The sequence below is a fragment of the Psychrobacillus glaciei genome (assembly GCF_008973485.1).
Lineage (GTDB): Bacteria > Bacillota > Bacilli > Bacillales_A > Planococcaceae > Psychrobacillus > Psychrobacillus glaciei.
Genome location: NZ_CP031223.1, coordinates 634,168 through 656,502, shown reverse-complemented (window position 1 = coordinate 656,502; position 22,335 = coordinate 634,168). Strand labels below are relative to the sequence as shown.

At 37.8% G+C, this 22,335-nt stretch carries 24 protein-coding genes; 10 read left to right on the top strand and 14 right to left on the bottom strand.

The genetic code is table 11. From position 1 onward, the window contains the following. Window positions 1-9: 9 nt before the first annotated feature. Both PB01_RS03095 and pta read right to left on the bottom strand, forming a co-directional pair. Entirely contained in the window at window positions 10-849 is an 840-nt protein-coding gene (locus PB01_RS03095) for an octanoyl-[GcvH]:protein N-octanoyltransferase (protein ID WP_151698827.1), read from the bottom strand. Between the two features lie 12 nt (window positions 850-861). Next, the gene (gene pta / locus PB01_RS03090) at window positions 862-1,806 is read right to left on the bottom strand and encodes a phosphate acetyltransferase (RefSeq protein ID WP_151698826.1); all 945 of its coding nucleotides are present in this window, start codon (window positions 1,804-1,806) and stop codon (window positions 862-864) included. A gap of 152 nt (window positions 1,807-1,958) precedes the next feature. Here pta and hemQ point away from each other — a divergent pair, with 152 nt between their 5' ends. The 3 genes from hemQ (at window position 1,959) to gerQ (ending at window position 3,727) form a co-directional block, all read left to right on the top strand. Beyond that, window positions 1,959-2,708, top strand: a complete 750-nt coding sequence (gene hemQ / locus PB01_RS03085; protein WP_151698825.1) for a hydrogen peroxide-dependent heme synthase — start codon at window positions 1,959-1,961, stop codon at window positions 2,706-2,708. 256 nt (window positions 2,709-2,964) lie between these two features. Beyond that, complete coding sequence (locus PB01_RS03080) at window positions 2,965-3,384, top strand: cell wall hydrolase (RefSeq protein WP_151698824.1); 420 nt, start codon at window positions 2,965-2,967, stop codon at window positions 3,382-3,384. Between the two features lie 19 nt (window positions 3,385-3,403). After that, window positions 3,404-3,727: a spore coat protein GerQ gene (gene gerQ / locus PB01_RS03075; protein ID WP_151698823.1), complete on the top strand. Its 324-nt coding sequence runs from the start codon at window positions 3,404-3,406 to the stop codon at window positions 3,725-3,727. Between the two features lie 736 nt (window positions 3,728-4,463). Here the strand turns inward: gerQ and PB01_RS03070 are convergent. The 4 genes from PB01_RS03070 to PB01_RS03050 all read right to left on the bottom strand — a co-directional run bounded on the left by PB01_RS03070 (window position 4,464) and on the right by PB01_RS03050 (window position 6,817). Continuing rightward, window positions 4,464-4,844, bottom strand: coding sequence for a DUF423 domain-containing protein (locus PB01_RS03070; RefSeq protein WP_151698822.1), 381 nt, complete (start codon window positions 4,842-4,844; stop codon window positions 4,464-4,466). Window positions 4,845-4,962: 118 nt separating this feature from the next. Then, on the bottom strand, window positions 4,963-5,196 hold the full coding sequence (locus PB01_RS03065; protein WP_151698821.1) for a YwdI family protein: 234 nt from the start codon (window positions 5,194-5,196) through the stop codon (window positions 4,963-4,965). 212 nt (window positions 5,197-5,408) lie between these two features. Further along, on the bottom strand, window positions 5,409-6,062 hold the full coding sequence (locus PB01_RS03055; RefSeq protein ID WP_225986151.1) for a uracil-DNA glycosylase: 654 nt from the start codon (window positions 6,060-6,062) through the stop codon (window positions 5,409-5,411). A gap of 5 nt (window positions 6,063-6,067) precedes the next feature. Then, on the bottom strand, window positions 6,068-6,817 hold the full coding sequence (locus PB01_RS03050) for a DUF4230 domain-containing protein (protein ID WP_151698818.1): 750 nt from the start codon (window positions 6,815-6,817) through the stop codon (window positions 6,068-6,070). 104 nt (window positions 6,818-6,921) lie between these two features. Between PB01_RS03050 and PB01_RS03045 the strand changes: the two genes are divergently transcribed. From PB01_RS03045 to PB01_RS03025, 5 genes are all read left to right on the top strand, one after another. Continuing rightward, window positions 6,922-7,182 (top strand): hypothetical protein, encoded by a 261-nt coding sequence (locus PB01_RS03045; protein WP_151698817.1) that lies wholly within the window; start codon window positions 6,922-6,924, stop codon window positions 7,180-7,182. 70 nt (window positions 7,183-7,252) lie between these two features. Beyond that, window positions 7,253-8,086, top strand: coding sequence for a bifunctional hydroxymethylpyrimidine kinase/phosphomethylpyrimidine kinase (thiD, locus tag PB01_RS03040; RefSeq protein WP_151698816.1), 834 nt, complete (start codon window positions 7,253-7,255; stop codon window positions 8,084-8,086). A gap of 135 nt (window positions 8,087-8,221) precedes the next feature. Further along, window positions 8,222-8,572 (top strand): YojF family protein, encoded by a 351-nt coding sequence (locus PB01_RS03035; protein ID WP_151698815.1) that lies wholly within the window; start codon window positions 8,222-8,224, stop codon window positions 8,570-8,572. A 13-nt stretch (window positions 8,573-8,585) separates the two neighbouring features. After that, the gene (gene bshB2 / locus PB01_RS03030; protein WP_151698814.1) at window positions 8,586-9,272 is read left to right on the top strand and encodes a bacillithiol biosynthesis deacetylase BshB2; all 687 of its coding nucleotides are present in this window, start codon (window positions 8,586-8,588) and stop codon (window positions 9,270-9,272) included. 107 nt (window positions 9,273-9,379) lie between these two features. Then, a complete protein-coding gene (locus PB01_RS03025; protein ID WP_151698813.1) occupies window positions 9,380-10,720 on the top strand; it encodes a YjiH family protein in 1,341 nt (446 codons plus the stop codon). Window positions 10,721-11,243: 523 nt separating this feature from the next. On the opposite strand, the gene PB01_RS03020 is transcribed toward PB01_RS03025, so the two are convergent. From PB01_RS03020 to PB01_RS03010, 3 genes are all read right to left on the bottom strand, one after another. Further along, window positions 11,244-12,188, bottom strand: coding sequence for an L-threonine 3-dehydrogenase (locus tag PB01_RS03020; protein ID WP_151698812.1), 945 nt, complete (start codon window positions 12,186-12,188; stop codon window positions 11,244-11,246). Window positions 12,189-12,611: 423 nt separating this feature from the next. Then, window positions 12,612-13,808, bottom strand: coding sequence for a glycine C-acetyltransferase (locus PB01_RS03015; RefSeq protein ID WP_404815103.1), 1,197 nt, complete (start codon window positions 13,806-13,808; stop codon window positions 12,612-12,614). A 200-nt stretch (window positions 13,809-14,008) separates the two neighbouring features. Further along, a complete protein-coding gene (locus PB01_RS03010; RefSeq protein ID WP_225986150.1) occupies window positions 14,009-15,070 on the bottom strand; it encodes a hypothetical protein in 1,062 nt (353 codons plus the stop codon). A gap of 178 nt (window positions 15,071-15,248) precedes the next feature. Between PB01_RS03010 and PB01_RS03005 the strand changes: the two genes are divergently transcribed. Beyond that, a protein-coding gene (locus PB01_RS03005; RefSeq protein WP_151698809.1) for an IS3 family transposase occupies window positions 15,249-16,414 on the top strand; the annotation gives its coding sequence in 2 pieces (ribosomal slippage) (window positions 15,249-15,525 and window positions 15,525-16,414; 1,167 coding nt in all). A 33-nt stretch (window positions 16,415-16,447) separates the two neighbouring features. Here PB01_RS03005 and PB01_RS03000 read toward each other — a convergent pair. The 3 genes from PB01_RS03000 to PB01_RS02990 all read right to left on the bottom strand — a co-directional run bounded on the left by PB01_RS03000 (window position 16,448) and on the right by PB01_RS02990 (window position 18,372). Next, entirely contained in the window at window positions 16,448-17,095 is a 648-nt protein-coding gene (locus tag PB01_RS03000; RefSeq protein WP_151698808.1) for a YczE/YyaS/YitT family protein, read from the bottom strand. A gap of 99 nt (window positions 17,096-17,194) precedes the next feature. Beyond that, complete coding sequence (gene ybaK / locus PB01_RS02995) at window positions 17,195-17,686, bottom strand: Cys-tRNA(Pro) deacylase (RefSeq protein ID WP_151698807.1); 492 nt, start codon at window positions 17,684-17,686, stop codon at window positions 17,195-17,197. Window positions 17,687-17,697: 11 nt separating this feature from the next. Next, a complete protein-coding gene (locus PB01_RS02990; protein ID WP_151698806.1) occupies window positions 17,698-18,372 on the bottom strand; it encodes a hypothetical protein in 675 nt (224 codons plus the stop codon). Between the two features lie 236 nt (window positions 18,373-18,608). On the opposite strand from PB01_RS02990, the gene PB01_RS02985 reads away from it, so the two are divergent. Then, on the top strand, window positions 18,609-19,193 hold the full coding sequence (locus PB01_RS02985; RefSeq protein WP_151698805.1) for an undecaprenyl-diphosphatase: 585 nt from the start codon (window positions 18,609-18,611) through the stop codon (window positions 19,191-19,193). A 65-nt stretch (window positions 19,194-19,258) separates the two neighbouring features. Here the strand turns inward: PB01_RS02985 and PB01_RS02980 are convergent, their stop codons facing one another. Beyond that, the gene (locus PB01_RS02980; RefSeq protein ID WP_151698804.1) at window positions 19,259-19,804 is read right to left on the bottom strand and encodes a YdhK family protein; all 546 of its coding nucleotides are present in this window, start codon (window positions 19,802-19,804) and stop codon (window positions 19,259-19,261) included. Window positions 19,805-19,916: 112 nt separating this feature from the next. Beyond that, window positions 19,917-22,334, bottom strand: coding sequence for a heavy metal translocating P-type ATPase (locus tag PB01_RS02975; protein ID WP_151698803.1), 2,418 nt, complete (start codon window positions 22,332-22,334; stop codon window positions 19,917-19,919). Window position 22,335 lies beyond the last annotated feature (1 nt).

Genomic DNA, 22,335 nt, shown 5'->3' with positions numbered 1-22,335 from the left:
TGGTTTTTCTTATTTTGTAAGCATCTTTTTATTTCGATCTACCACTCGTTGCATATAAAATTGGTAGAGTTCCATTTCATCTTGCGTAACAGATTGCGTAACTACATTAGTAGACAAATGTTGTAATACTTGTTGGATGCGTATGACAATATCTTCGACTGTAAAGTTTGTGTGTAACAATTCATTCAAAGACGCCATCACTTTTGGTTTGATTATTGGATAACTAAATTTCGTTTCTTCCCCTTGTACTCCAATTTCGTAAAATTGGCGAATCAAATCTGCTCGCTCACTTCCACTACCCTCTACACATAAATACACTTGGACGGCGATTCCTTGTCGAAGTCTACGTTGCGAGATCCCAGCAAACTTCTTCCCACCAATACTTAAATCATATGAACCTGGGCAATACGATCCGACAATTTCATAAGCTTCTATTTTCCCTTCTGCTTCTGGAAATAAAAGCTTAACGAATTCTAGCATTACTTCATAACCCGTAGAAATATCAATGGATTGCTTATTTTCAGAAAGAACAATCGAAACATTAAGCACCCCATCATCTAATACAACCGCTAGACCTCCTGAATTACGCACAATAGGTGCAAACCCTTGTGTGCGTAAAAAATTCTGTGCATCATCTACAAATGGAAGTCGGTGGTCTTGGATTCCTAATACAACTGTATTCGTATGTACCCAAGTACGAATCGTTGCAGGTGATTGCCCTTGTCCAACTAAATGACAGAGCAAATCATCTGCAGCAAATGATTCTAATGCGGAACGACTTTTTCCACTAAGCGATTGATCCCAAAATCGCCAATTCTCTTGCTGTAATAATGTTTCTATTTGAGACATTTTCTTAACTCCCTATTCTAACGCTTGCGCTGCTGTAATATAAGCTAATTTGTATACATCCTCTGCTGAACAGCCACGTGACAAATCATTGACTGGTGCGTTTAAGCCTTGTAAAATGGGGCCAATTGCTTCGAACCCACCTAGACGCTCTGCAATTTTATATCCGATATTCCCCGCTTCTAGTGAAGGAAATACAAAGACATTTGCATCACCTTGCACAACTGCATCTGGTGCTTTTTTGGCTGCAATTGCTGGAACAATGCTTGCATCAAATTGCAACTCCCCTTCTATTGCTATATTTGGTGCCAGCACTTTTGCTATTTTAGTTGCTTTCACCACTTTTTCCGTTTCTTCTGACTGAGCGGAGCCTTTTGTAGAGAAGGACAACATAGCGACTTTTGGTTTTATTCCAAAGGCAGTAGCGGTTTTCGCACTTTCCACTGCAATTTCTGCTAAGTCTTCACTTGTAGGGGCGATAGTGATTGCGCAATCGGCAAAAATATAGCGAAGTTTATCTTTAACCATTATGAATGCACCGCTCGTTTTGGTGATACCGGGTTTTGTTTTAATGATTTGAAGTGCAGGTCTTACTGTTTCGGCTGTAGTATGGGCTGCTCCACTTACTAAACCATTTGCTCTGCCCGTATAGACAAGCATTGTTCCGAAATAATTGACGTCTTTCAAAAGCGCTCTTGCTTCTATTTCTGTGATTTTTCCTTTACGCCGCTCTACGAATGCGGAGACGAGGTCGTCCATCTCTTCGTACGCTTCAGGGTCAATAACCGTCAAATTTTTTGGTAATTTTTTAGAAGAACTGATCACGATAGGTTGAATGATCCCCTCCGCTTGCAATTTTACAGCTGCATCTAAGACTCGTTCATCTGTTCCTTCAGGTAATACAACGGATATATTGGCTCCACTTAATTTGTGCTTTATTTCGTGAAATAAATCAGCCAAGTTCGCTCCTCCTATTGAAGTTTTTGCTAGTTCAAGCATACACGAGTTTGTCACAGATTGTCATGTGAAAATACATGCCAATCGGGAAATATTGGGGCTTGTATGATACACTTAAAATGCGAAATTTTTTATTAAAAGGAGTGTCTTACTTAATGAATGAAGCAGCAATTACACTAGATGGTTGGTACGTTTTACATGATTTTCGCCAAATGGACTGGACTTCATGGAAACAAATAGACCCAGAACTTCGAAAACAAGCAACAGATGAATTTGTCGCATTTTTAGATGAATTACAACAAGCAGATGATGCCAAAACAGGTGCTCATGCATTTTACACAATTGTTGGCCAAAAAGCGGACTTCATGTTAATGACATTGCGCCCAACAATAGACGAGCTTCAAGAAATAGAAGCGAAATTCAACAAATTAACGATTGCCGATTTTACAATTCCTGCTTATTCTTATGTTTCCGTAGTAGAGTTATCTAACTACTTAGCAGGTGAATCAAACGAAGATCCATACCAAAACCCACATGTTCGTGCTCGTTTATACCCAGAGCTTCAACGTTCCCAATACATTTGCTTCTACCCAATGGACAAGCGTCGTAATGGCGAAGATAACTGGTATATGCTCTCAATGGAAGATCGTAAAAGCTTAATGCGTAGCCATGGTATGATTGGTCGCCAATATGCTGGTAAAGTAAAACAAATTATATCCGGTTCTGTTGGCTTCGACGATTTCGAATGGGGAGTCACTTTATTCTCAGATGATGTACTTCAGTTTAAAAAATTGATTTATGAAATGCGTTTTGACGAAGTTAGCGCAAGATACGCTGAATTCGGTTCATTTTTTATCGGTACTATTCTTGCTGGTGAAAAACGCGGAGAATTTTTTCATCTATAAAAGAAAAGCGAAGGGTGCTCGCTAATTGCGAAATGCAATGCCGATTCCCAAAGAGTTAGCTCTTCAACCACCGGAGGAAATCGGCATTTGACCTCGAGCGGCTGGCAGCTAGAGACTAGACAGTAACTTTATAGAAAATCCATGCTTTCTTATTGGTAGAAAAGGTTGCAGTTTTTGCGGCCTTTTTTTATTGAGCTACTCTCTTTTGGGCATGATGTAACACCTCTTTGCATAGTGTAATGTAGGAGGTGATGCATTGGCAGTAATTCGTTCTACGGATAAGCAATTGGATTTACTTGCAAGATTAATGCGTGCAGAAGCAGAAGGTGAAGGCGATCTTGGAATGCTGTTGGTCGGGAATGTTGGAGTAAACCGAGTTCGTGCTGACTGCTTAGACTTCAAAGATATCCGAAATTTGGAAGATATGGTTTTTCAAAAACCCGGTGGATTTGAAGCAACAACAAAATCGTATTTTTATCAGCGTGCACGGGAGGTTGATAGAAAACTAGCAAGACGCGTGATTAACGGAGAACGTTTTCATCCTGGAGAGCGTTCTTTATGGTTTTTTGACCCAGGTGGCGATTGCCCTGCTCAGTGGTATAACCAATGGAACACTGGACGTTTTAAAGCACACTGCTTCTACTCCCCTTCAGAAGAGGATTGCCCTAGCATTTAATTACAGAAAGGATGTATGAATGGTTCAATATTATTGGTACCCCGGAGGCTATCCACAACAGCAGCAACAAATGACCCCACCAAACGTTCAACTACCCGCTGCTAGACGTCAGGAAGAATCCTATATTGAAAATATCTTGAGAATGAATAAAGGAAAGCTCGGCACATTCTATTTTACATTCGAACACAGTAAAGAACATAACTCTATAGTCATTACAGGCTATGTCGAGGCTGCTGGACGAGATCACGTTATTCTTAGTGATCCTAACGGCAAAAGATACTTAATGCTCATGATTTACTTTGACTACGCAACATTCGATGAAGAAATTAACTATAACTTATGAGAATACAGGCTTATCCGACATTGCGGATAAGCCACAGACTGTAGACAAACTCGATCAAAGTCGAATATGTCTATAGTCTTTTTTTGTACAATAGAAAGTTAGGTGAAATACAGGCACATTAGCCTGAAGCACCGCTCTTTTATTATGTCTCACATAGAGCTAACTCTTTATTGTGAGAAATGGTTGCTTTTGAGTCGAAATCAGTTGCTGTTCTACGTAAATTAGTCGCTCTTACACTTGAATTAGTTGCTCTTCTATAGGAATCGCTCTCCCTTTGCCGGATTTTTACTGTTGATAGATAATTATTACAGGGAAATTGCTAGATTAGTACTCATTTATTATGTCTCACATTAAGCCGACTCTTTATTGTGAGAAATGGTTGCTTTTGAGTCGAAATCAGTTGCTTTTCTACTTAAATTGGTTGCTCTTACACATGAATTAGTTGCTCTTCTATAGGAATTGGTCTCCCTTTGCCGGATTTTTGCTGTTAATAGATAATAATTACAGGGAAATTGCTAGATTAGTACTCATTTATTATGTCTCACATTAAGCCAACTCTTTATTGTGATGGTTGCGTATAAGTAAAATTAGTCTCGCTTACGAGCAAATTGGTCTCTTCTACATAACATTTGGTCTCGAAGTGCCGTATTACAACAAATAATAGAAAATAATTCTAAGAAAGCAATTTTCTCACAAAAAAAGACCAAACCCGTTTATGATTTGGTCCTTCAAAATATTAGTTTGCGAATTTTGTTGCTGCAACGATTAGCATGATCCATCCTACTAAAAAGGCTACTCCACCGATTGGGGTAATGGCACCTAAAACACTGATACCGGATAAGCTTAATGCGTACAAACTTCCTGAAAATAAAATAATTCCCACTAAAATTAAATATCCTGCAGTATTCAAGGAAGTGACATGACCTAGTAATTTACTACTCATTAAAATACCAATCGCAACTAATGCGAGTGCATGAAACATTTGATATTGAACAGCCGTTTCCCATACTGCTAAATACTTTTCAGATAGTCTTTCTTTTAAAGCATGTGCACCAAATGCGCCTAGCGCTACAGATAAAAATCCATTAATCGCTCCTGCGATGATAAAAAATTTCACAAAAGTCTCCTACTTTCTAATCGTCTATTTATGTTCAGATTTTGCATTATGATTGCACAATTCAATTTCTAATTGATCCCTCAGAGGTTTTTGCTTTCTTTCGCGCTACTGAAAAAGTTTAAAAATCAAATAATGATTCGCCGTTTGCGTCCGCCTCTTTTAATGTAATTGGTGGTGCTGAAATAACTGGTGCTGACTGGATTGGATTAACGGATGCAGTGGAGTCTAGTACTACATCACATAATGCACGAATGGCGGCAAATGCCTCGCGGGTAGCCAGTTCATTCGTTTCCATTTTCGCTTTATGTATTTGTTTTTCTATTTGATTCAAAATTTGTTCATTTGAAATCATCTTTTATGCCCCTCCACTTGCTTTGGTTCGAATTTTAAACACTCCATGCCAGAGGTACGATTTACTAATGCAGATGGGAGCTCTTTCGTTTTAAATCCGTAAGCCTTACATCCACGAGGATTGCTAGCATCCCATGTAGTAAAAAAGTGTCGGCATTTAAAACAGTTCACAGCCATTGCACTCCCCACTTTCCATTCCATATAGTAGCATAATTACAGACAAAAATCGATTGGCGGCTCTCCCCACTCTTGTAACTGTGCATTAATTTTCGAGTATGGTTTGCTTCCCAAAAAACCTCTATAAGCACTTAACGGGCTTGGATGAGGTGCTTCCAAAATTACATGCTTCCTTGTGTCTATTAGCTTCTTTTTCGCTTGCGCTGGTTTCCCCCACAAAACAAAAATGAGTGGTTTTTCTCGTTCCGATAATTTTTTTATTATTGTATCCGTATACGTTTCCCAGCCCATTCCTTTATGCGAATTAGCATCCCCTGCACGAACTGTTAATACCGTATTTAGCAATAAAACTCCTTGCTTTGCCCAACTTTCCAAGTATCCACTTGTAGGAATTGGACAGCGCATATCGTCCGAAAGTTCTTTGAACATATTGCGTAGACTTGGAGGAATTGCTACTCCAGGCTTCACTGAAAAACTCATACCATGCGCTTGTCCTTCTCCGTGATAAGGATCTTGACCAAGAATCACCACTTTCACCTCATTGAAAGGTGTCACACGAAATGCACTTCCGATTTCAGTTCGTACTGGGTAAATCGTATGTTCTGCATATTCTTTCTCTAGAAAGGATTTCAGCTTCACAAAATAGGCTTTTTCTTGTTCTTCCACTTGAATCTCTTCCCAACTTAACACTACTATCACTCCTTAAATTGTACCTGTACGTCATAGTCTACTAATTGGAACATTTCTTTCACCGATTTCGCTGCGTTTGCTTCTGCTAATTGCAATAACCCTTGTCCCGTAGTTTCTTCAATCATCATTTCTTTGGCAGTTTCTGCAAGGTCATATGCTTCTTTTATATCCGCTTTTTCACGAAATAATCCTTCATAAGAAAATACTTCTACTTGATCGAATAAAATCTCAGGACCACCTAAAAATTGGGCCTTAGGCAATATGAGTTTCGCCGATTTATTTTTTTCATCTACTTTTATATCCGCCTCTGTCACTTGTGAAAAATCCACTCCTGCTCTCACGGAACCAGGTACTACTACTAACAACTGCCTTTTTGTTCCTGGTAAATCTATGCCGATTTCTTTTCCAAATAATGCATTATCTTGTCGTTCAATAATTACTTTTGTAAAAGCTTGAGCTGTTGATAATTCATTCAAAGCTTGTACTTGCTCAATAAACGAACCTTTATTTTCCGTAAATGTACTTCCTTTGATTGCCCAAAATGCAGCAAATGGTAAGGCTGCTAGCAGTAGAAGAACAATTAGTGCAATCGCAAAGAAGGATTTAAAGCCTAGTTTAAATAAAAGACGGCGTACTTTCCAAAAGCCGAATCCTCTATTAATAGGGCTTTCTGCAATCGTAGCGGCTGTTTCATTTTGTGCTTTTAGTTCTTTTAGTAATTTTTCCATTTCACGAATTTTATCTTCATTTCGCATGTCATCCCTCTTTTCCTCTCATTCTACTACGTTAACAGTAACGAAAAGTTTCTCTATTAACAACTATTCGATACATGGTACGATGAAAAAAAGGGGATGTGCAAATGGCCGATTTACATTATCGTGAAAAGTTAAGGACGATCGAGAAAGCAGCTACAATGTCTAATGAAATTCCTGACAAGGCAAAAAGTCTTGGAATGGGCTGTTTCACTTTGGGAACGATTTTATTCATAGCATTTCTTCTATTCATAGCATTTTCTTTATTTGCAAATGGCATTGTTATAGGTGCGGTTATTACTATTTTCATTGCAATTATTTTATTAGTTGTTTTGATTAAATTATGGACTGCCCCAAAGTTTCCTTAATTCAAAAATTCGATCTAATCTGCTACAATGAAATATATTAAATGATGGAAATATAAAGGAGACTTTTGAGATGTCTATTAAAAAAACATTAACAATTGCTGGCTCTGATACTTCTGGTGGAGCTGGAATACAAGCAGATTTAAAAACTTTCCAAGAACACGGTACATATGGTATGAATATTTTAACAGTTGTTGCAACAATGGATCCTGACAATGGGTGGAGCCATAATGTGTTTTCCCTTCCAGTTGAGGAGATTAAACGTCAAGCAAAAACGGCATTGTCCACAAACGTAGATGCTATTAAAACGGGTATGTTAAGTACGGAAGAAATTATCGAAACTGCTGGTACTATCATTGAAGAATCAGGTGTGAGTCATGTAGTAATCGACCCAGTGATGGTTTGTAAAGGCGAAGATGAAGTTCTTAATCCAGGTACTGTAGACGCAATGATCAAATACTTACTTCCACGTGCACAAGTTGTCACGCCTAACCTTTTCGAAGCTGGACAACTTTCAGGACTTGGAATATTGAAAACAATCGAAGACATGAAAGCTGCTGCAGAAAAGATTCATGCTCTTGGTGCAAAAAACGTTGTGATCAAAGGTGGAAAACAACTAGCGCATGAAAAAGCAGTTGATTTATTCTACGATGGACAAACGCATACGTTACTTGAAACAGAAAAAACAGAAACAACTTATAACCACGGGGCTGGCTGTACTTTCGCAGCTGCTGTTACTGCTAACTTAGCAAATGGATTTACAGTTTCAGATGCAGTATTTGAAGCTAAAGAATTCGTTTCCGCTGCAATTGCACACGGCTGGAAGCTAAATCAATACGTTGGGCCAGTTCTACACGGGGCAAAAGGAAAATACGGTGCTCCAGAAGTAACTACAACTATAGTTTAATGAATAACTTACTTACTCGCAAAGTCATTTCGGACTTTGCGAGTTTTTATGTTTGCACTCAAAATCTCAATCATTCGCTTCAAGAACTTTTTTTCATTATACTAATAATAGACAGTATGCTAGGAGGATTTAGAAATGGAAATTGTTAAGGTGGAACAATTACAAGAGCTTTTGAATAATTTTGCAAACGAAGATGTTTATATACATTTAGAAACAACGAATGGTGCTTATGCCACACATTTTAATGAAAATGTGTTTAATGCGGGTGCTTTTATCCGCAATGTACTAATCCGTTTTGAACTAGGAAAAGTGGCTGGGGAAGCACCACATCGTGTTGGTTTAAAATTGCCTCATGGATGGGTTTATGCGCAAGGTATTACGCACTTTCAATTAGACGAGCATGGCCGCCTACTTATGGCTGGCCACGATCAAAGCGGAAAACTAGCGGTTGCGCTTGAAATTAGTAGAACACCATTCACTTATTAAGGAGGAAAAATAAATGACTTTACCAATGGAACGACATGTATTAGTTGTATTCCCTCACCCTGATGATGAGGCTTTTGGTGTCTCTGGCACGATAGCAACTTATATAAAACAAGGAATACCTGTAACGTATGCATGCTTAACTTTAGGAGAGATGGGAAGAAACCTAGGAAATCCTCCTTTTGCAACTCGTGAAACACTTCCACAAGTTCGAAAACAAGAGCTTCTGGCATCCGCCAAATCTATGGGTGTCACAGATCTTCGAATGATGGGACTAAGGGATAAAACGATTGAATTTGAAGATGATGAAAAAATGGTTGGAATGATGGAAAACTTAATAGAAGATACGAATCCTTCTCTAGTTATCACATTCTATCCAAATTATGCCGTGCATCCCGATCATGATGCTACTGGTCGCGCGATGATTCGTGCCATTCGTCGTATGCCGGAAGAAAATCGTCCAACTATTTATGCTCTTGCCTTTTCGAACAATTCGAAAGAAGATCTAGGTGAGCCGGATATTATTCATAATATTAAAGATTCCCGTGATGAAAAAATGGGATCGATGCGAGCGCATATTTCACAAACAGCTTGGATGCTACAGGAAATGGACAAACGTTTAGCGGATGGAGAACCAGAAGCGGAAAACTGGCTACATTTCGAACGTTTCTACACTTACGATTTCAACAAAGATTTCGAATAGTAGAACATCCTGTAATGCTATAGACTTTCTAATATAAATGAATTAGTATGTATGAATAATTCGTTCATTCGCATAAATATTCATTTATAGAAAGTTGGTCTTTTATTTTGAAAAAGTTTTCGTTATCCACTTGGATTTTATTCCTGCTACCATCCATAGCAGGTGTTATTTTATTTATGATTCCCCTGCCAACTTCAGATGGTTTTAAAATTCCCATAGCGTTATTTGGGAGTATATTATCTAGTTGGTTAGAACCAATCGTGCATTGGATAGCACTTGCAACCATGCTAATTGCTGCAAGTGGTTCCGTTGTATTTTTATTCAAACCGAAAGAAAACACATTTTTTAACAATCTATTTAAAGTGACGTTATTTTGGACGGTTACACGTGTTGTTGGAGCAGTATTTGCGGTATTAATCATTTTTCAAATTGGACCTGAGGTTGTTTGGAATGAGAATACTGGTGGAATGTTATTAAGTCCAGATGGATTAGTATCTTTCCTCTTTACTATTTTCTTATTCGCTGGATTGTTATTACCTTTACTATTAAACTTCGGATTGCTTGAATTTTTCGGGACGATGATGGTTAAAATTATGCGTCCATTATTCAAACTTCCTGGACGTTCTGCAGTGGATGCACTGACTTCTTGGGTTGGTGATGGAACGATTGGTGTCCTACTTACAAGTAGACAATATGAAGAAGGCTATTATACGAAAAAAGAAGCGGCTATCATTGGTTCTACTTTTTCGGTTGTTTCTATTACTTTTTGTATTGTCGTAATAGAGCAAGTTGGATTGGCTAATTATTTCATTCCTTATTATTTGACTGTATTATTATGCGGGATTGTTCTTGCTTTTATAATGCCAAGAATATATCCACTTGCAGGTAAGTCAGAGACACATATTGACGGTCGTCCATTAGATTTGGACGCTGAAAAGTATCCTGAAAACTATAATGCATTTACGCATGGACTAGAAAAGGCATTGAATACGGCAGATCGCAATCGTTCTGTTACTAAGTTCTTTTCTGATGGTGTAAAGAATGTGATTGATATGTATATTGGCGTGGCTCCTGTTGTATTAGCATTCGGTACGATTGCTTTAATGCTCGCTCAATATACTTCGGTCTTTGCCATTTTGGGAAAACCATTTGAGCCGTTATTAATGTTATTTGGCATTCCGGAAGCTGCAGCTGCTGCTCAAACGATGGTTGTTGGATTTGCGGATATGTTCTTGCCTTCTATTTTAGGTGGATCGATTGACTCCGAAATGACTCGTTTCTTTATCGCGACGATGTCGGTAACGCAGTTGATCTATATGTCGGAAGTCGGTGGATTGTTACTCGGTTCGAAAATTCCAGTGAACTTTAAAGATTTGCTTGTGATTTTCTTATTGCGTACGCTTATTTCATTCCCGATTATCGCATTAGTTGCACATTTGTTATTCTAATTAAAATAGAATAGGCTCCAGCGTATCTTGTCTTTACTAATTTCCGAGTGCTTTGGACTAAACATTAGCTACACTATTAACGAAGACTTTTATGGAGGATCTGGAAGTGACTACGTCACTTCCAGATCCTCTCTTTTCGGTAATCTTGTGGCTGATGTTTGTCCGTCTCCCTCTTGAAATTTGTAGAGCAACGGTGCATTAGATTTGGTTAATGAGAGATTAGATGCTTTCCTATTCTTTTAAAAGCGGACGAAGATACAATTTCGTCCGCTCAGCACTTCTTTATCAATGGATACTATTTATATTCTTTCTAGTACCACCGATCCTCCAGCACCCATGTGTCAGACTCAATTGTTCTCCAAATTGTGGCTGACACAGGGGCGCGTGTTTAGAAAGTAACCACAATCGAGGTCGGAAAAAGACACTTGCTTTCCGCGGACGAAACATCTACAGAATGAGCAAGAAAAATGTATAAAAAAACAGCTGACACCATTTTTCAGGTGTCAGCTGTTTTTTATGCAAGTTAATTTTTTGATGCTAACTTTTCGAGCATATCTTTCGTCATATCGTCTAAGTTATATTTATATGTGAAACCCCACTCTTCTTTAGCAGCAGTTGTATCAATTGAATCTGGCCAGCTATTTGCAATCGCTTGGCGAATTGGATCCACATCATAATCCATCGTAAATGTTGGTATTACTTTTTTAATAGATGCAGCGATTTCTTCTGGCTCAAAGCTCATTGCCGTAACATTAAACGCATTACGGTGAATCAATTTCGAAGCGTCTGCTTCCATTAGGTCTACTATCGCTTGAAGAGCATCTGGCATATACATCATATCCATATACGTCCCTTCCGCTATGTATGATGTATACTTACCTTCTGCTAAAGCTTTGTAATAAATGTCGACCGCATAATCCGTCGTTCCCCCACCAGGTAATGTCTCGTTAGAAATCAATCCAGGAAAACGCACGCCACGAGTATCTATTCCAAATTTTTGAAAATAATAATCACAAAGAAGCTCACCAGAAACCTTATTGACTCCGTACATAGTTGTCGGGCGTTGAAGCGTATCTTGTGGTGTATTCTTTTTAGGTGTAGATGGCCCAAATGCTCCAATTGAGCTTGGTGTGAAAAATTGCATGTTTAATTCACGCGAAGCCTCAAGTGCATTCACAAGTCCACCCATATTTAAATTCCAAGCAAGTAAAGGTTTCGCTTCCGCAGTAGCTGATAATAGAGCCGCCATATGCATCATCGTATCTGCACCAAAATCTTTGGCAATCTGATGCATTTTCTCTCCATCAGTCACATCTAAAAGTTCAAAAGGACCGCTTTCTATTACTCCTGATGAAATATTTCTTATATCCGTTGCCAGTACATTTTCAGCACCATATTCTTTACGTAGTTTTGAAATTAATTCTGAACCAATTTGCCCTAAAGCACCGGTGACCATAATCTTTTTCATATCATTTTCTTCCTTTCGAAAACAAATGTGTTTTTAGAGAGAACATATTATTTTAAAAAAACGTTGATTTAATAATGTTTTTACAAATCTGATTATACGATGTTCGTTGGTGAAATACAACAATGGAATTCTTGGGGAGATTTGGTATAACACTTAAACTTGGCTATTGCAGAAGTATTAAAAGTAAAATTTGGCAAAGCAAAAAGAGATTTTAAAAAAATGGCCAACTAGCTGAAGCTGGATGCAATTAATCAGTTATTGCTAAAGAACAGGGAGATATTACTTCATTCCGTAATGATATAGTTGCAAACATTGAACACGAAAGAGGAGTTTAGAAGTCTACTTTATTCATTTGAATATATGAAGAGGAATAATTAGTAAGAAAAAAGCAGCCGAATTTGGCTGCTTTTTTCTTATGCTTAATTATGAAATTACCCCAAGCTCTTTACCAACCTTCTCATAAATCCCCAATGCTTCATCCAGCATTTCTTTCGTATGAGCGGCAGTTGGCATGTTGCGTACGCGGCCTGTGCCTTTTGGTACGGTTGGGAAGACGATGGATTTTGCGTAGACGCCTTCTTCAAATAGTCTTTTAGAAAATTGTTGTGTAAGTTTTTCGTCACCGATGATACATGGTGTGATTGGTGTTTCGGATGCACCGATATTGAAGCCTAGTTTGGATAAGCCGGCTTTCAAATAATCACCGTTTTCCCATAGTAGGTCATGTAGTTCCGTAGAATCGATGATCATTTGGACTGCTGCAGTGATTGCTGCTACGTCGCCTGGTGGTAATGCAGTTGAGAATAAAAATGGACGAGAGCGAACTTTTAACCAGTCTATTAAGTCCTTTTTCCCTGCTACGTATCCGCCTACTACTCCGATTGCTTTAGAAAGCGTACCGATTTGGAAGTCGATTTCTTTTTCTAAACCGAAGTGTTTCACTGTTCCTTTACCTTTACCAGTAACGCCTGAACCGTGTGCGTCATCTACATAAGTGATTAGGTCGAATTCTTTTGCGATTTCCACGATTTCTGGAAGTTTTGCAATATCTCCGTCCATCGAGAATACGCCATCTGTTATGACCATTACTTTATTGTATATGCCTGATTCTGTTGCTTGTTTTGCTTTTGCACGCAAGTCATTCATATCAGAGTGATTGAAAGGAATAATTTTTGCTCTAGAAAGTCGGCAACCGTCTATGATGGATGCGTGGTTTAATTGATCCGACAGAATTGCATCGTTTTTATCCATTACGGCTGAAATTGCTGCCATATTACAGTTGAAGCCGGATTGATAAGAGATAGCTGCTTCTGTTCCTTTGAACTCTGCAAGTTTAGCTTCTAATTTTACGTGAAGATCTAGTGTACCGTTAATTGTACGAACTGCTCCTGCTCCAACTCCGTACTTGTCCACTGCTTCTTTTGCAATACGTTTAAGTTCTGGATTTGTCGCAAGCCCTAAATAGTTATTAGACGATAGATTGATAAGTTCCGAGCCTCGGACATTTATCTTCGCACCATTTGGTCCCTCTACAGGGTCGATTTCGTTATATAAGCCTTGGTCTTTCAAGTCATTTAGGTTTTCTGTTAAAAAATTGTTTAATACGTTAGACAAGGTCATCTTCCTCTCAAGCGAAATATTCTCTTCTATTTTACCATGCAAAGTCGAAAAGACAAAAAAACCGCAGACATGAGTCAGCGGCATGGCTTAAATTAAATTGTTGCTTACTGCTTATGAAAATTTCTGGTTAGTCGGAATTTTGAGGTGGTTAGTTGGAAAAATGGTCGCTTTAGTTGGAAAGCAGTTTTATTCTCTGCAATTCACCCTATCGTATCGACCATTTTAGTATGCAACTTACTCCATTTATCTTCATCAATAGCAGAATCGTACATCATTTTAATCGTTTTTAAATCTGCAGCATACGTACAGAGATAGTCTTGTGCAAGCTCCATTTCAGAGGAATACCTTTGTTGCACTTCTTCTAGTTTTACTTCATCTAGTAATGATTGGTCAATATGAGTAAAGAAATCGACTATTTCATCGCCTTCTCGTTCTGGCTCGTAGACATGCGGACTGGTTGCATCCACTATACATAATTGCAATTCTGGAATAACAACGCCGTCTACACTATTTGCATCCAATCCACACCAAATGTAACGAACGTCTAACCCATGTACCTTTGCATCTTCACCAAACTTTTTCATAAAGGAGGATTTCCCGCTTCCTGGTAACCCTTTGATAAATAATCTAGATTTTAAGTTCTTTGAGATTGAATCTAGCGTATCCTTCGCACCAAGTGGAGTAAGCGATCCCATTAGGCGATGTGTCATTTTTGGATTTTTTTGAAGCGCGACATTACCAATTGCTTTCTTTTTTAATTCTTCCAATAAAGCATTTATACCTTCCCAATTCACAGCTGGTTGGATAAGTTGCTCCCATTCATCATGGATAACTTTTGCACGGGAAAGTGCTTGTAATCCTTTTGAAAGCCACACATCATTCGTAATTTGCTTATCTCGGATTTGTGGACCGATTTCTCGAAGTTTACTTTCATCATAAGCGTCATAATATGGAACCCACTCATGACCGGCGCCATAATAAGATGGATCGACAGCATCCGTTTGCAGATAAAGCGTTTTGGTATCCTTAATATATATACCTTCTAATACTTCTTCATGAAGGGGATCGTAAAACCATTCCATGTTTTTCCCTCTACGAATTCCTGCATATCCTATTTCTTTTAATATATCAGTTAATCGATAGGAAGTCGGCCCCTTAAAAAAGTACACTTTTTTGGCTTCTTGAATGATTTCTTTATAGAAACTTTTAACACCTTGTCCCGTATATGATTTACCCATATAGTGCGTAATTGTACCGTTCAAATCGTCATCCTTTCTATCATTCATTCAATGAATAATATATGCAAAACAATAGGATTATATGAAAAAAGTGCAGAAAATCATTCCTGATCTTTGGACTAACCTAAAATACTGAGACAATATAAAACACCTTCGGTAATGGTACACTTAAAACAAGTACTTAAATCGGAGGTGTTTTTGCATGGGCAAAAACGTGTATACAAGCGAGATTAAATGGGCAGTCGTCAAAGAAAAAATGAGTGGTAAACTAACAACGAAAGAAATTATGGAGAAATACGGAATTAAGAATAAATCTCAAGTTGAGACATGGATGAGATGGTATAGAGCGAATGAAATTCATCGTTTTGACCAACCGATTGGGAAACAATATACGTTTGGGCATGGGCCTGATTTTAAAAGTGAAGAAGAGAAGAAAGATACGCAGATGAACCATTTAAAAATGGAGAATGAGATTCTAAAAAAGTATTTGGAAATGATAAAGGAGTTGAAAAACACATAGTTCTTCAAATCGTGGAAAAGTTCCGGAAAAACTATACAGTAAGTGTCATTTTATCAGCCTTAGAAATACCACGTTCCAGCTTTTATCGTTGGTTAGCTGAAGGTGTTGAGAAGATTTTAACCTTAGCAGAAGAAGCAATCATCGAACTATGCAAGAAAACGAAATACCGCAATGGTCATCGTAAAATAAAGGCGTTATTGAAAAGAGATTATGGAATTAAATTAGACCGCAATACCGTTCAGAAAACCATGCAAAAGTTTCATCTTCAATGCAAAGTAAAGCAAAAAAGAAAATGGAAATCTCAAGGTGAGTCAGTAGTAATTGCCCCAAATGTATTGAATCGTAACTTTATAGCTAGTAAACCGAACGAAAAATGGGTAACGGATATTACGTATATTCAATATGGTAGCGTCACATTATATCTTTCGACGATCATGGATTTATATAACAATGAAATTGTCACTTATAAGCTTTATAATCACCAACAGACTCCGTTAGTCATGGATACGTTGCGTGAAGCGTTAATAGCTCGCGGAAACCCCCAAGGAGTTATTGTTCATTCTGATCAAGGAAGTGTCTATACATCGTATGCTTATCAAAATGCCTTGAAGGAAAACCATTTAGTTAGCAGTATGTCCAGACGTGGAAACTGTTGGGATAATGCAGTAATTGAGTCCTTTCATTCTAGTTTAAAAACAGAAGAGTTTAGCCTAGCCAAGTTTAATTCATTAAGTAATGTCAGTGTTGTGCAAAGAATTGACGAGTATATTCATCATTACAATGAAGAACGGATCCAAGAAAAATTAGGCTACCTTACGCCAAAAGAATTTGGCATTGCGGCAGCCTAAAAAGGTGTTTTATATGTGTCTCATATCGCTAGGTCAGTTCACTTCAGCACTTTTTTTTATGTATGGAATTGTATATCCGCAAATTTGAAATAAAAACTTCTGAGACATAGGCAAAGTATAGTGAACTAGTTGACCTAACAAAACTGCAATAATAACCGTCCCTATACCAACTGGGCCTCCAAGTGCCCAACCAACAAGTCCTACGATGACTTCTAGAGCTGTACGGACATTTTTTATACTCCATCCTGTTTTTTTAATGATTAACAACATAAGTGAATCGCGGGGTCCTGCTCCAACATTGGGCGCCACATATACCCCAACACCGATGCCAATTACTATCACACCAATTAGGAAAATGATCAGTTGTCCAATAAAGCTTGTAACATCAGGCAAAAGCCAGTTAAATACATCAATAAATGAACCAATGAATAGTATATTGAGCCAAGTACCTAATTGCGGCCATCTTTTTGTGCCGATCATCGTTACTAACGTTATTATAATCCCAGTTAGTATAGCCCATAATCCAATGGACAAGCCCAAATGTTTAAAAAGTCCTACATGAAATACATCCCATGGCCCAATTCCAAATCTTTGCCCTTTGATTGTCATTGAAATACCTAACGCCATTAAGATGACGCCACCTATAAAAAATAAACAGCGCCAAATAAATTCCTTTTTCATACAAATCCTACTTTCTATTTCCGTAAAAAAACCATTCACAACTTGGTTGGAATGGAAAAAATACTATTCAATACATTATAACTGCTAAGAGTGGAAAAGCTAATCACTTTTTTTCTTACTAATTGATGTAAGTTTCCCCTTAGTCATTTTGAGTAAATTAGGAACCGCAAGCTTCACTTGAAGCCCTATTTTCCCACCACTCACAATTATATAATCGAGATTTTGAGCACTTTCATCTATTATCGTTGGAAATAACTTTTTCATACCGATTGGTGAGCACCCCCCGCGGATGTAGCCAGTAGTTGGGAGTAAATCTTTTAGTGAGAGCAATTCTACTTTTTTCTCTCCCACTACTTTTGCAACGGACTTTAAATCTAATTCCTTATCCACTGGAATAATACATACAAAGTATTTGTTTGTTCCGGCTGTGACAAGCAATGTTTTATACACAACAAAAACAGGGTAGCCTATTTTGTTCGCTACAGTTACCCCGTCTACTTGATCGCCCGATAAATCATATTCAATTAAATCGAACGATATTTTTTGCTGTTCTAATATTCTTACCGCATTTGTTTTTTGCTTTTTTCCCATTTATATTTCTCCTAAGCTATTCGGAAGAAGCTAGGCTGTTGATTAGTAAAACCATATCGCATTAAATTTACTTGATAGGTGTATTTGGCAATCGCCTGTTCTTTTAATCTTTTTTTCTGTAAGTTAACCAAATCCTCTTTTAGCTCTTTTGGAGATTGTACATCCGATAGAATAGAGTGATTAAAAATTTCTGCTTCTTGCTCTTTTTGTTTTTTAACTTCCAATTTAATTTGCCGGTTCGCTTCTTGGTTTAATGTAATTTGAGTTTGCACTTGCTGAATTTTAGCAGTAGCACTGGCTGCAACACGTAAATCTTCCGGAGTTAGTTCAACTGGAGCTAATGCTGAACTTCTCACCTTTTCTAAAAGCTCAATCGTTTTTTCAGGTGTTGGTCCCCCAATTGTCTGCACTGGAGCGCTAGGTCCTTTGATAGGTCTACTGTTCGCACCTTCTAATTGCTGAAATTCTTTTATAGCAGCACTTACTTCAGGCGTTTCTTCCTCTCTTTCTTTATTACCTAATAAGAGATTCTCTAGTTCAGATAAAGAAGGAACTTTTGGCTGAAAATATGTTGCATGTTTTAGATAAGCTTCTCCAGCGTTCTTGCGCTGCATCGATCGTTTTCTTTCATCCAAGCTAGCAATCTGATTTGAAATACCATTCCCAGTAGCCTTTATTAATGTCATACCAACCACCTCATTCCTCAGAATTTCCCTTTTTAATATTTTACCACTTTATCAGAATAATAAAACTATCTATTGTCATAAACAATGAAAGTTTTAATTTTAGGCTAAAGGAACTACAACAATAAATATCTACTAATTTTCATCGTATTTTCAGATTCAATGTTTATTCTTAATACTAGAAATCGTATTTTTCCGGTTTCAATTACGAGATGGTTATTTGCGAAAGGAGAAATTCTATGAACTTTACTATATTCCAACAAATAAATGGATGGGCAGGACACTCAAGGTTATTGGATACGATAATGATAACCTTGTCTGATAGTCTACCTTATATAGCAGTAGCCATCATCTTGTATCTTTGGTTTGTAGGGAACAAGCAACAAGGGATCGAAAAACGCTATACAGCTATATATGCTGTTTTTTCTTCAGCAATTGCATTATGTATAAATGCAATAATTCATTTTGTATACTACCACCCACGTCCTTTTGTTACACATCATGTTCATCAATTAGTCCCACATACTGTAGATTCTTCTTTTGTAAGTGATCACGCAGTTTTAGTATTTGCAATTGCATGGACATTTATTATGCGTAATGATCGTTTTAAATATCCGATTTTAATATGGGCGATAGTCGTTGGACTTTCACGTATATATGTTGGCGTACATTATCCAGCTGACGTGATAGGTAGTGCGTTACTTTCATTCGCAACAAGTGGTATCGTTACGTTATTTTCAATGAAACTGGAACCTCTTGTACAGTTAGTGTTTCGTCTTTACAATCAGTTAATTAAGTTAAAGCAACTACTTCCTAAGCACTAGAAATCACACAATAAAAATGCACCTTGATATGCTATTCAAGGTGCATTTTTCTATAGAAATATTTGTTATGGGTTAATAGGTGATAGCTCATCCTCTGTTACCCACTTATGATTTTTCACTTCTTCTCCACCGTTAGTAGGAGTGTAATCGATCATATAAACAGTAGTTTTTTCTGCTGAAATAATTTCTGCAGGTGCACCTTTCATCCCTTTCATATGATCTGCCTCTATCGTGACTTCAGTTCCTGGTGCTAATGTTTTGTCATCTGCATCTTTTATCTCTTCTTGAATAACCCATTTATGATTTTCCACCTTATCCCCACCAGTTGTTGGGAAATAGGAAATAACATAAGCTGTAGTATCATAGGATCCTGTAATGGTCGCTTCAGCATCCTTCATTCCTTTCATATGGTCTGTTTCAATAATTGCTTTACTTCCCACTTTATAAGTTGGATGCTCAGCTACCTTCAAACCTTTAGGAACTTCACCTGAGCTAGTATGGTCCATGTGCATACTTTCATCTTTACTGGACTCCTCTTTATCACTAACACATGCGGATAAAATAAATAAGGAGATCAAGAAAACAACTCCTATTACTACTATCTTTTTCATCTTTATCCCCCTCTTTTATAAGTATTTCACTATAATATATTTCCCCTATTCTTTTTTATTAAAACTAAAGTTCAACATCTATACCAATGAATTAGTGTATTCTACGCTACACTTACTTCTCTAACTTCACTCTCTGTAAACGCAAAGCATTTAAAACCACTGATACAGAGCTAAATGCCATGGCAGCGCCTGCTACCCAAGGTGCTAGTAAACCTAAAGCCGCAATTGGAATGCCTAATGCATTATAGGCAAAAGCCCAGAACAGATTTTGTTTAATATTTCTCATCGTTTTACGACTCATAATTATAGCGTCCGCAATGCCATTTAGATCGCCTCTTATCAAAGTAATATCTGCCGCTTCCATCGCTACGTCTGTCCCTGTTCCAATCGCCATACCAATATCGGCGACTGCAAGCGCAGGTGCATCATTAATTCCATCACCAACCATTGCGACCTTTTTACCAGCTGCTTGGAGTTTTTTCACCTCTTCTGCTTTCCCTTGCGGAAGTACTTCCGCAATAACTTGGTCGATTCCAACTTCTTTACCGATTGCAGTAGCCGTACGTCCGTTATCACCTGTCATCATAATGACTTCAATATTCATCTCTTTTAATCGTTTGATCGCTTTTTTAGAAGTTTCTTTAATCGTGTCTTCTACTGCAATCATACCTGCATATTGACCGTCAATACTTGCCAACATAGTAGTTTTACCTTTAACTTCTAAATCCTCCATCACTTGTAGTACACCTGAAATATCTACATGATACTGATTCATTAGTTTTCTAGTTCCTACTAAAATCACTTTTTGATTGACGGTTGTTTTAACTCCGTAGCCTGGAATTGCTTCAAAAGCTTCCACTTTTTGCAGCTTTATTCCTCGATCATGAATTCCTTGAACAATTGCTTCGGCAAGTGGATGTTCTGATTGCTTTTCAGCTGATCCGATTAAAGAAAGAAACGCTTCTTCATCCATTCCTTTTGAAACAATTACCTCAGTCAATTCTGGCTTACCATTTGTAACAGTTCCAGTTTTATCTACAATGACTGTATCAATATGGTGAGTTGTTTCCAGATGCTCTCCACCTTTAAACAGAATACCAAATTCCGCTGCACGCCCAGACCCAGCCATAATGGAAGTAGGAGTCGCCAGTCCAAGTGCACATGGACAAGCAATAACAAGAACTGCAATCAACGCTTCTAGTGCTGGAGTGACCTCACCCGGATGAACCCACATAATCCATACTAAAAAAGTGATGATGGCAATTCCAATAACAATCGGCACAAATACACCAGATATTTTGTCAGCAAGTCTTTGAATAGGCGCTTTCGAACCTTGCGCATCCTCTACCACTTTAATAATTTGGGAGAGTGCCGTGTCTCTTCCGATTTTCGTTGCTTTCATTTTAATAAAACCATTTTTATTGATCGTTGAACCAAATAAGGAATCGTCAATCATTTTATCTACCGGAATACTTTCACCTGTTAGCATAGATTCATCCACAGCAGTATTTCCTTCTTGGACCTCTCCATCAACCGGAATCTTCTCACCGGGCTTCACTAAAATAATATCTCCGACAACGACTTCTTCGAGTGGTATTTCTATTTCAGTTTCATTTCTAACGACTAAAGCTGTTTTCGCTTGCAGTCCCATAAGCTTTTTTATCGCTTCTGACGAACGTCCCTTTGCTTTCGCCTCGAAAAGCTTTCCTAAAATTATTAGTGTAATTAAAACAGAACTTGTTTCGAAGTAAAGTTGCGCACTATGATGTTCACCAATAGTAATGATAGCTTGATAAACACTGTAAAAATAAGCGGCGGATGTTCCCATTACTACGAGCACATCCATATTGGCACTTTTGTTTCGCAATGCTTTATAGGCACTTACATAGAACTGTTTCCCAATGACAAATTGAACCGGTGTTGCGAGAACCATTTGCACCCATGGATTCATAAGAAATTCGGGCACATAAATAAACGATGTAAACGAAAAATGACCGACCATCGTCCACAATAATGGAAGTGATAAAATAGCTGAAATAATAAATTTTCTTTTTTGCTTTTGGATTTCCTGCTCACGGTAATCCAACGAATCCTTTTCATTATCCTTGTTTAAAGCACCATATCCTAACTTCTCTACAAGCCCAATAATATCTGAAACGGTAATTTGAGAAGGGTTATATTCTACAGTGGCATTTTCAAGTGCCAGGTTAACATTCGCTAGCGATACTCCCCCCAATTTGTTAAGTCCTTTTTCAATTCTTGTTGCACAGGCAGAACAGGTCATTCCCGTAATAGCAAACTCTTTTTTCTCCTTAGCAACGCCATAGCCAAGATCTTGAATTTTCTTTTCAAAGTCTATTTCACTAAGTTTATTAGGATCGTATTTAATCGAAGAATTTTCTAGAGCTAAGTTAACATTGGCTGCTTCCACGCCATCCATCTTATTTAAAGCTTTTTCAATTCTTGTTGAACAGGCTGCACAGGTCATTCCTGTAATTTGGAGACTCGTTTCTTTTAATTCATTACTCATA

Bases quoted from the DNA above. Each gene is read 5' to 3' on its own strand.
- PB01_RS03015 (WP_404815103.1), bottom strand. From the start codon at position 13,808: ATGACCTTGTCTAACGTATTAAACAATTTTTTAACAGAAAACCTAAAT.
- hemQ (WP_151698825.1), top strand. From the start codon at position 1,959: ATGAATGAAGCAGCAATTACACTAGATGGTTGGTACGTTTTACATGAT.
- bshB2 (WP_151698814.1), top strand. From the start codon at position 8,586: ATGACTTTACCAATGGAACGACATGTATTAGTTGTATTCCCTCACCCT.
- PB01_RS03045 (WP_151698817.1), top strand. From the start codon at position 6,922: ATGGCCGATTTACATTATCGTGAAAAGTTAAGGACGATCGAGAAAGCA.
- PB01_RS03065 (WP_151698821.1), bottom strand. From the start codon at position 5,196: ATGATTTCAAATGAACAAATTTTGAATCAAATAGAAAAACAAATACAT.
- gerQ (WP_151698823.1), top strand. From the start codon at position 3,404: ATGGTTCAATATTATTGGTACCCCGGAGGCTATCCACAACAGCAGCAA.
- PB01_RS03095 (WP_151698827.1), bottom strand. From the start codon at position 849: ATGTCTCAAATAGAAACATTATTACAGCAAGAGAATTGGCGATTTTGG.
- thiD (WP_151698816.1), top strand. From the start codon at position 7,253: ATGTCTATTAAAAAAACATTAACAATTGCTGGCTCTGATACTTCTGGT.
- PB01_RS03020 (WP_151698812.1), bottom strand. From the start codon at position 12,188: ATGAAAAAGATTATGGTCACCGGTGCTTTAGGGCAAATTGGTTCAGAA.
- PB01_RS03000 (WP_151698808.1), bottom strand. From the start codon at position 17,095: ATGAAAAAGGAATTTATTTGGCGCTGTTTATTTTTTATAGGTGGCGTC.
- PB01_RS03050 (WP_151698818.1), bottom strand. From the start codon at position 6,817: ATGCGAAATGAAGATAAAATTCGTGAAATGGAAAAATTACTAAAAGAA.
- PB01_RS02980 (WP_151698804.1), bottom strand. From the start codon at position 19,804: ATGAAAAAGATAGTAGTAATAGGAGTTGTTTTCTTGATCTCCTTATTT.
- PB01_RS02990 (WP_151698806.1), bottom strand. From the start codon at position 18,372: ATGACATTAATAAAGGCTACTGGGAATGGTATTTCAAATCAGATTGCT.
- PB01_RS02985 (WP_151698805.1), top strand. From the start codon at position 18,609: ATGAACTTTACTATATTCCAACAAATAAATGGATGGGCAGGACACTCA.
- PB01_RS02975 (WP_151698803.1), bottom strand. From the start codon at position 22,334: ATGAGTAATGAATTAAAAGAAACGAGTCTCCAAATTACAGGAATGACC.
- ybaK (WP_151698807.1), bottom strand. From the start codon at position 17,686: ATGGGAAAAAAGCAAAAAACAAATGCGGTAAGAATATTAGAACAGCAA.
- PB01_RS03035 (WP_151698815.1), top strand. From the start codon at position 8,222: ATGGAAATTGTTAAGGTGGAACAATTACAAGAGCTTTTGAATAATTTT.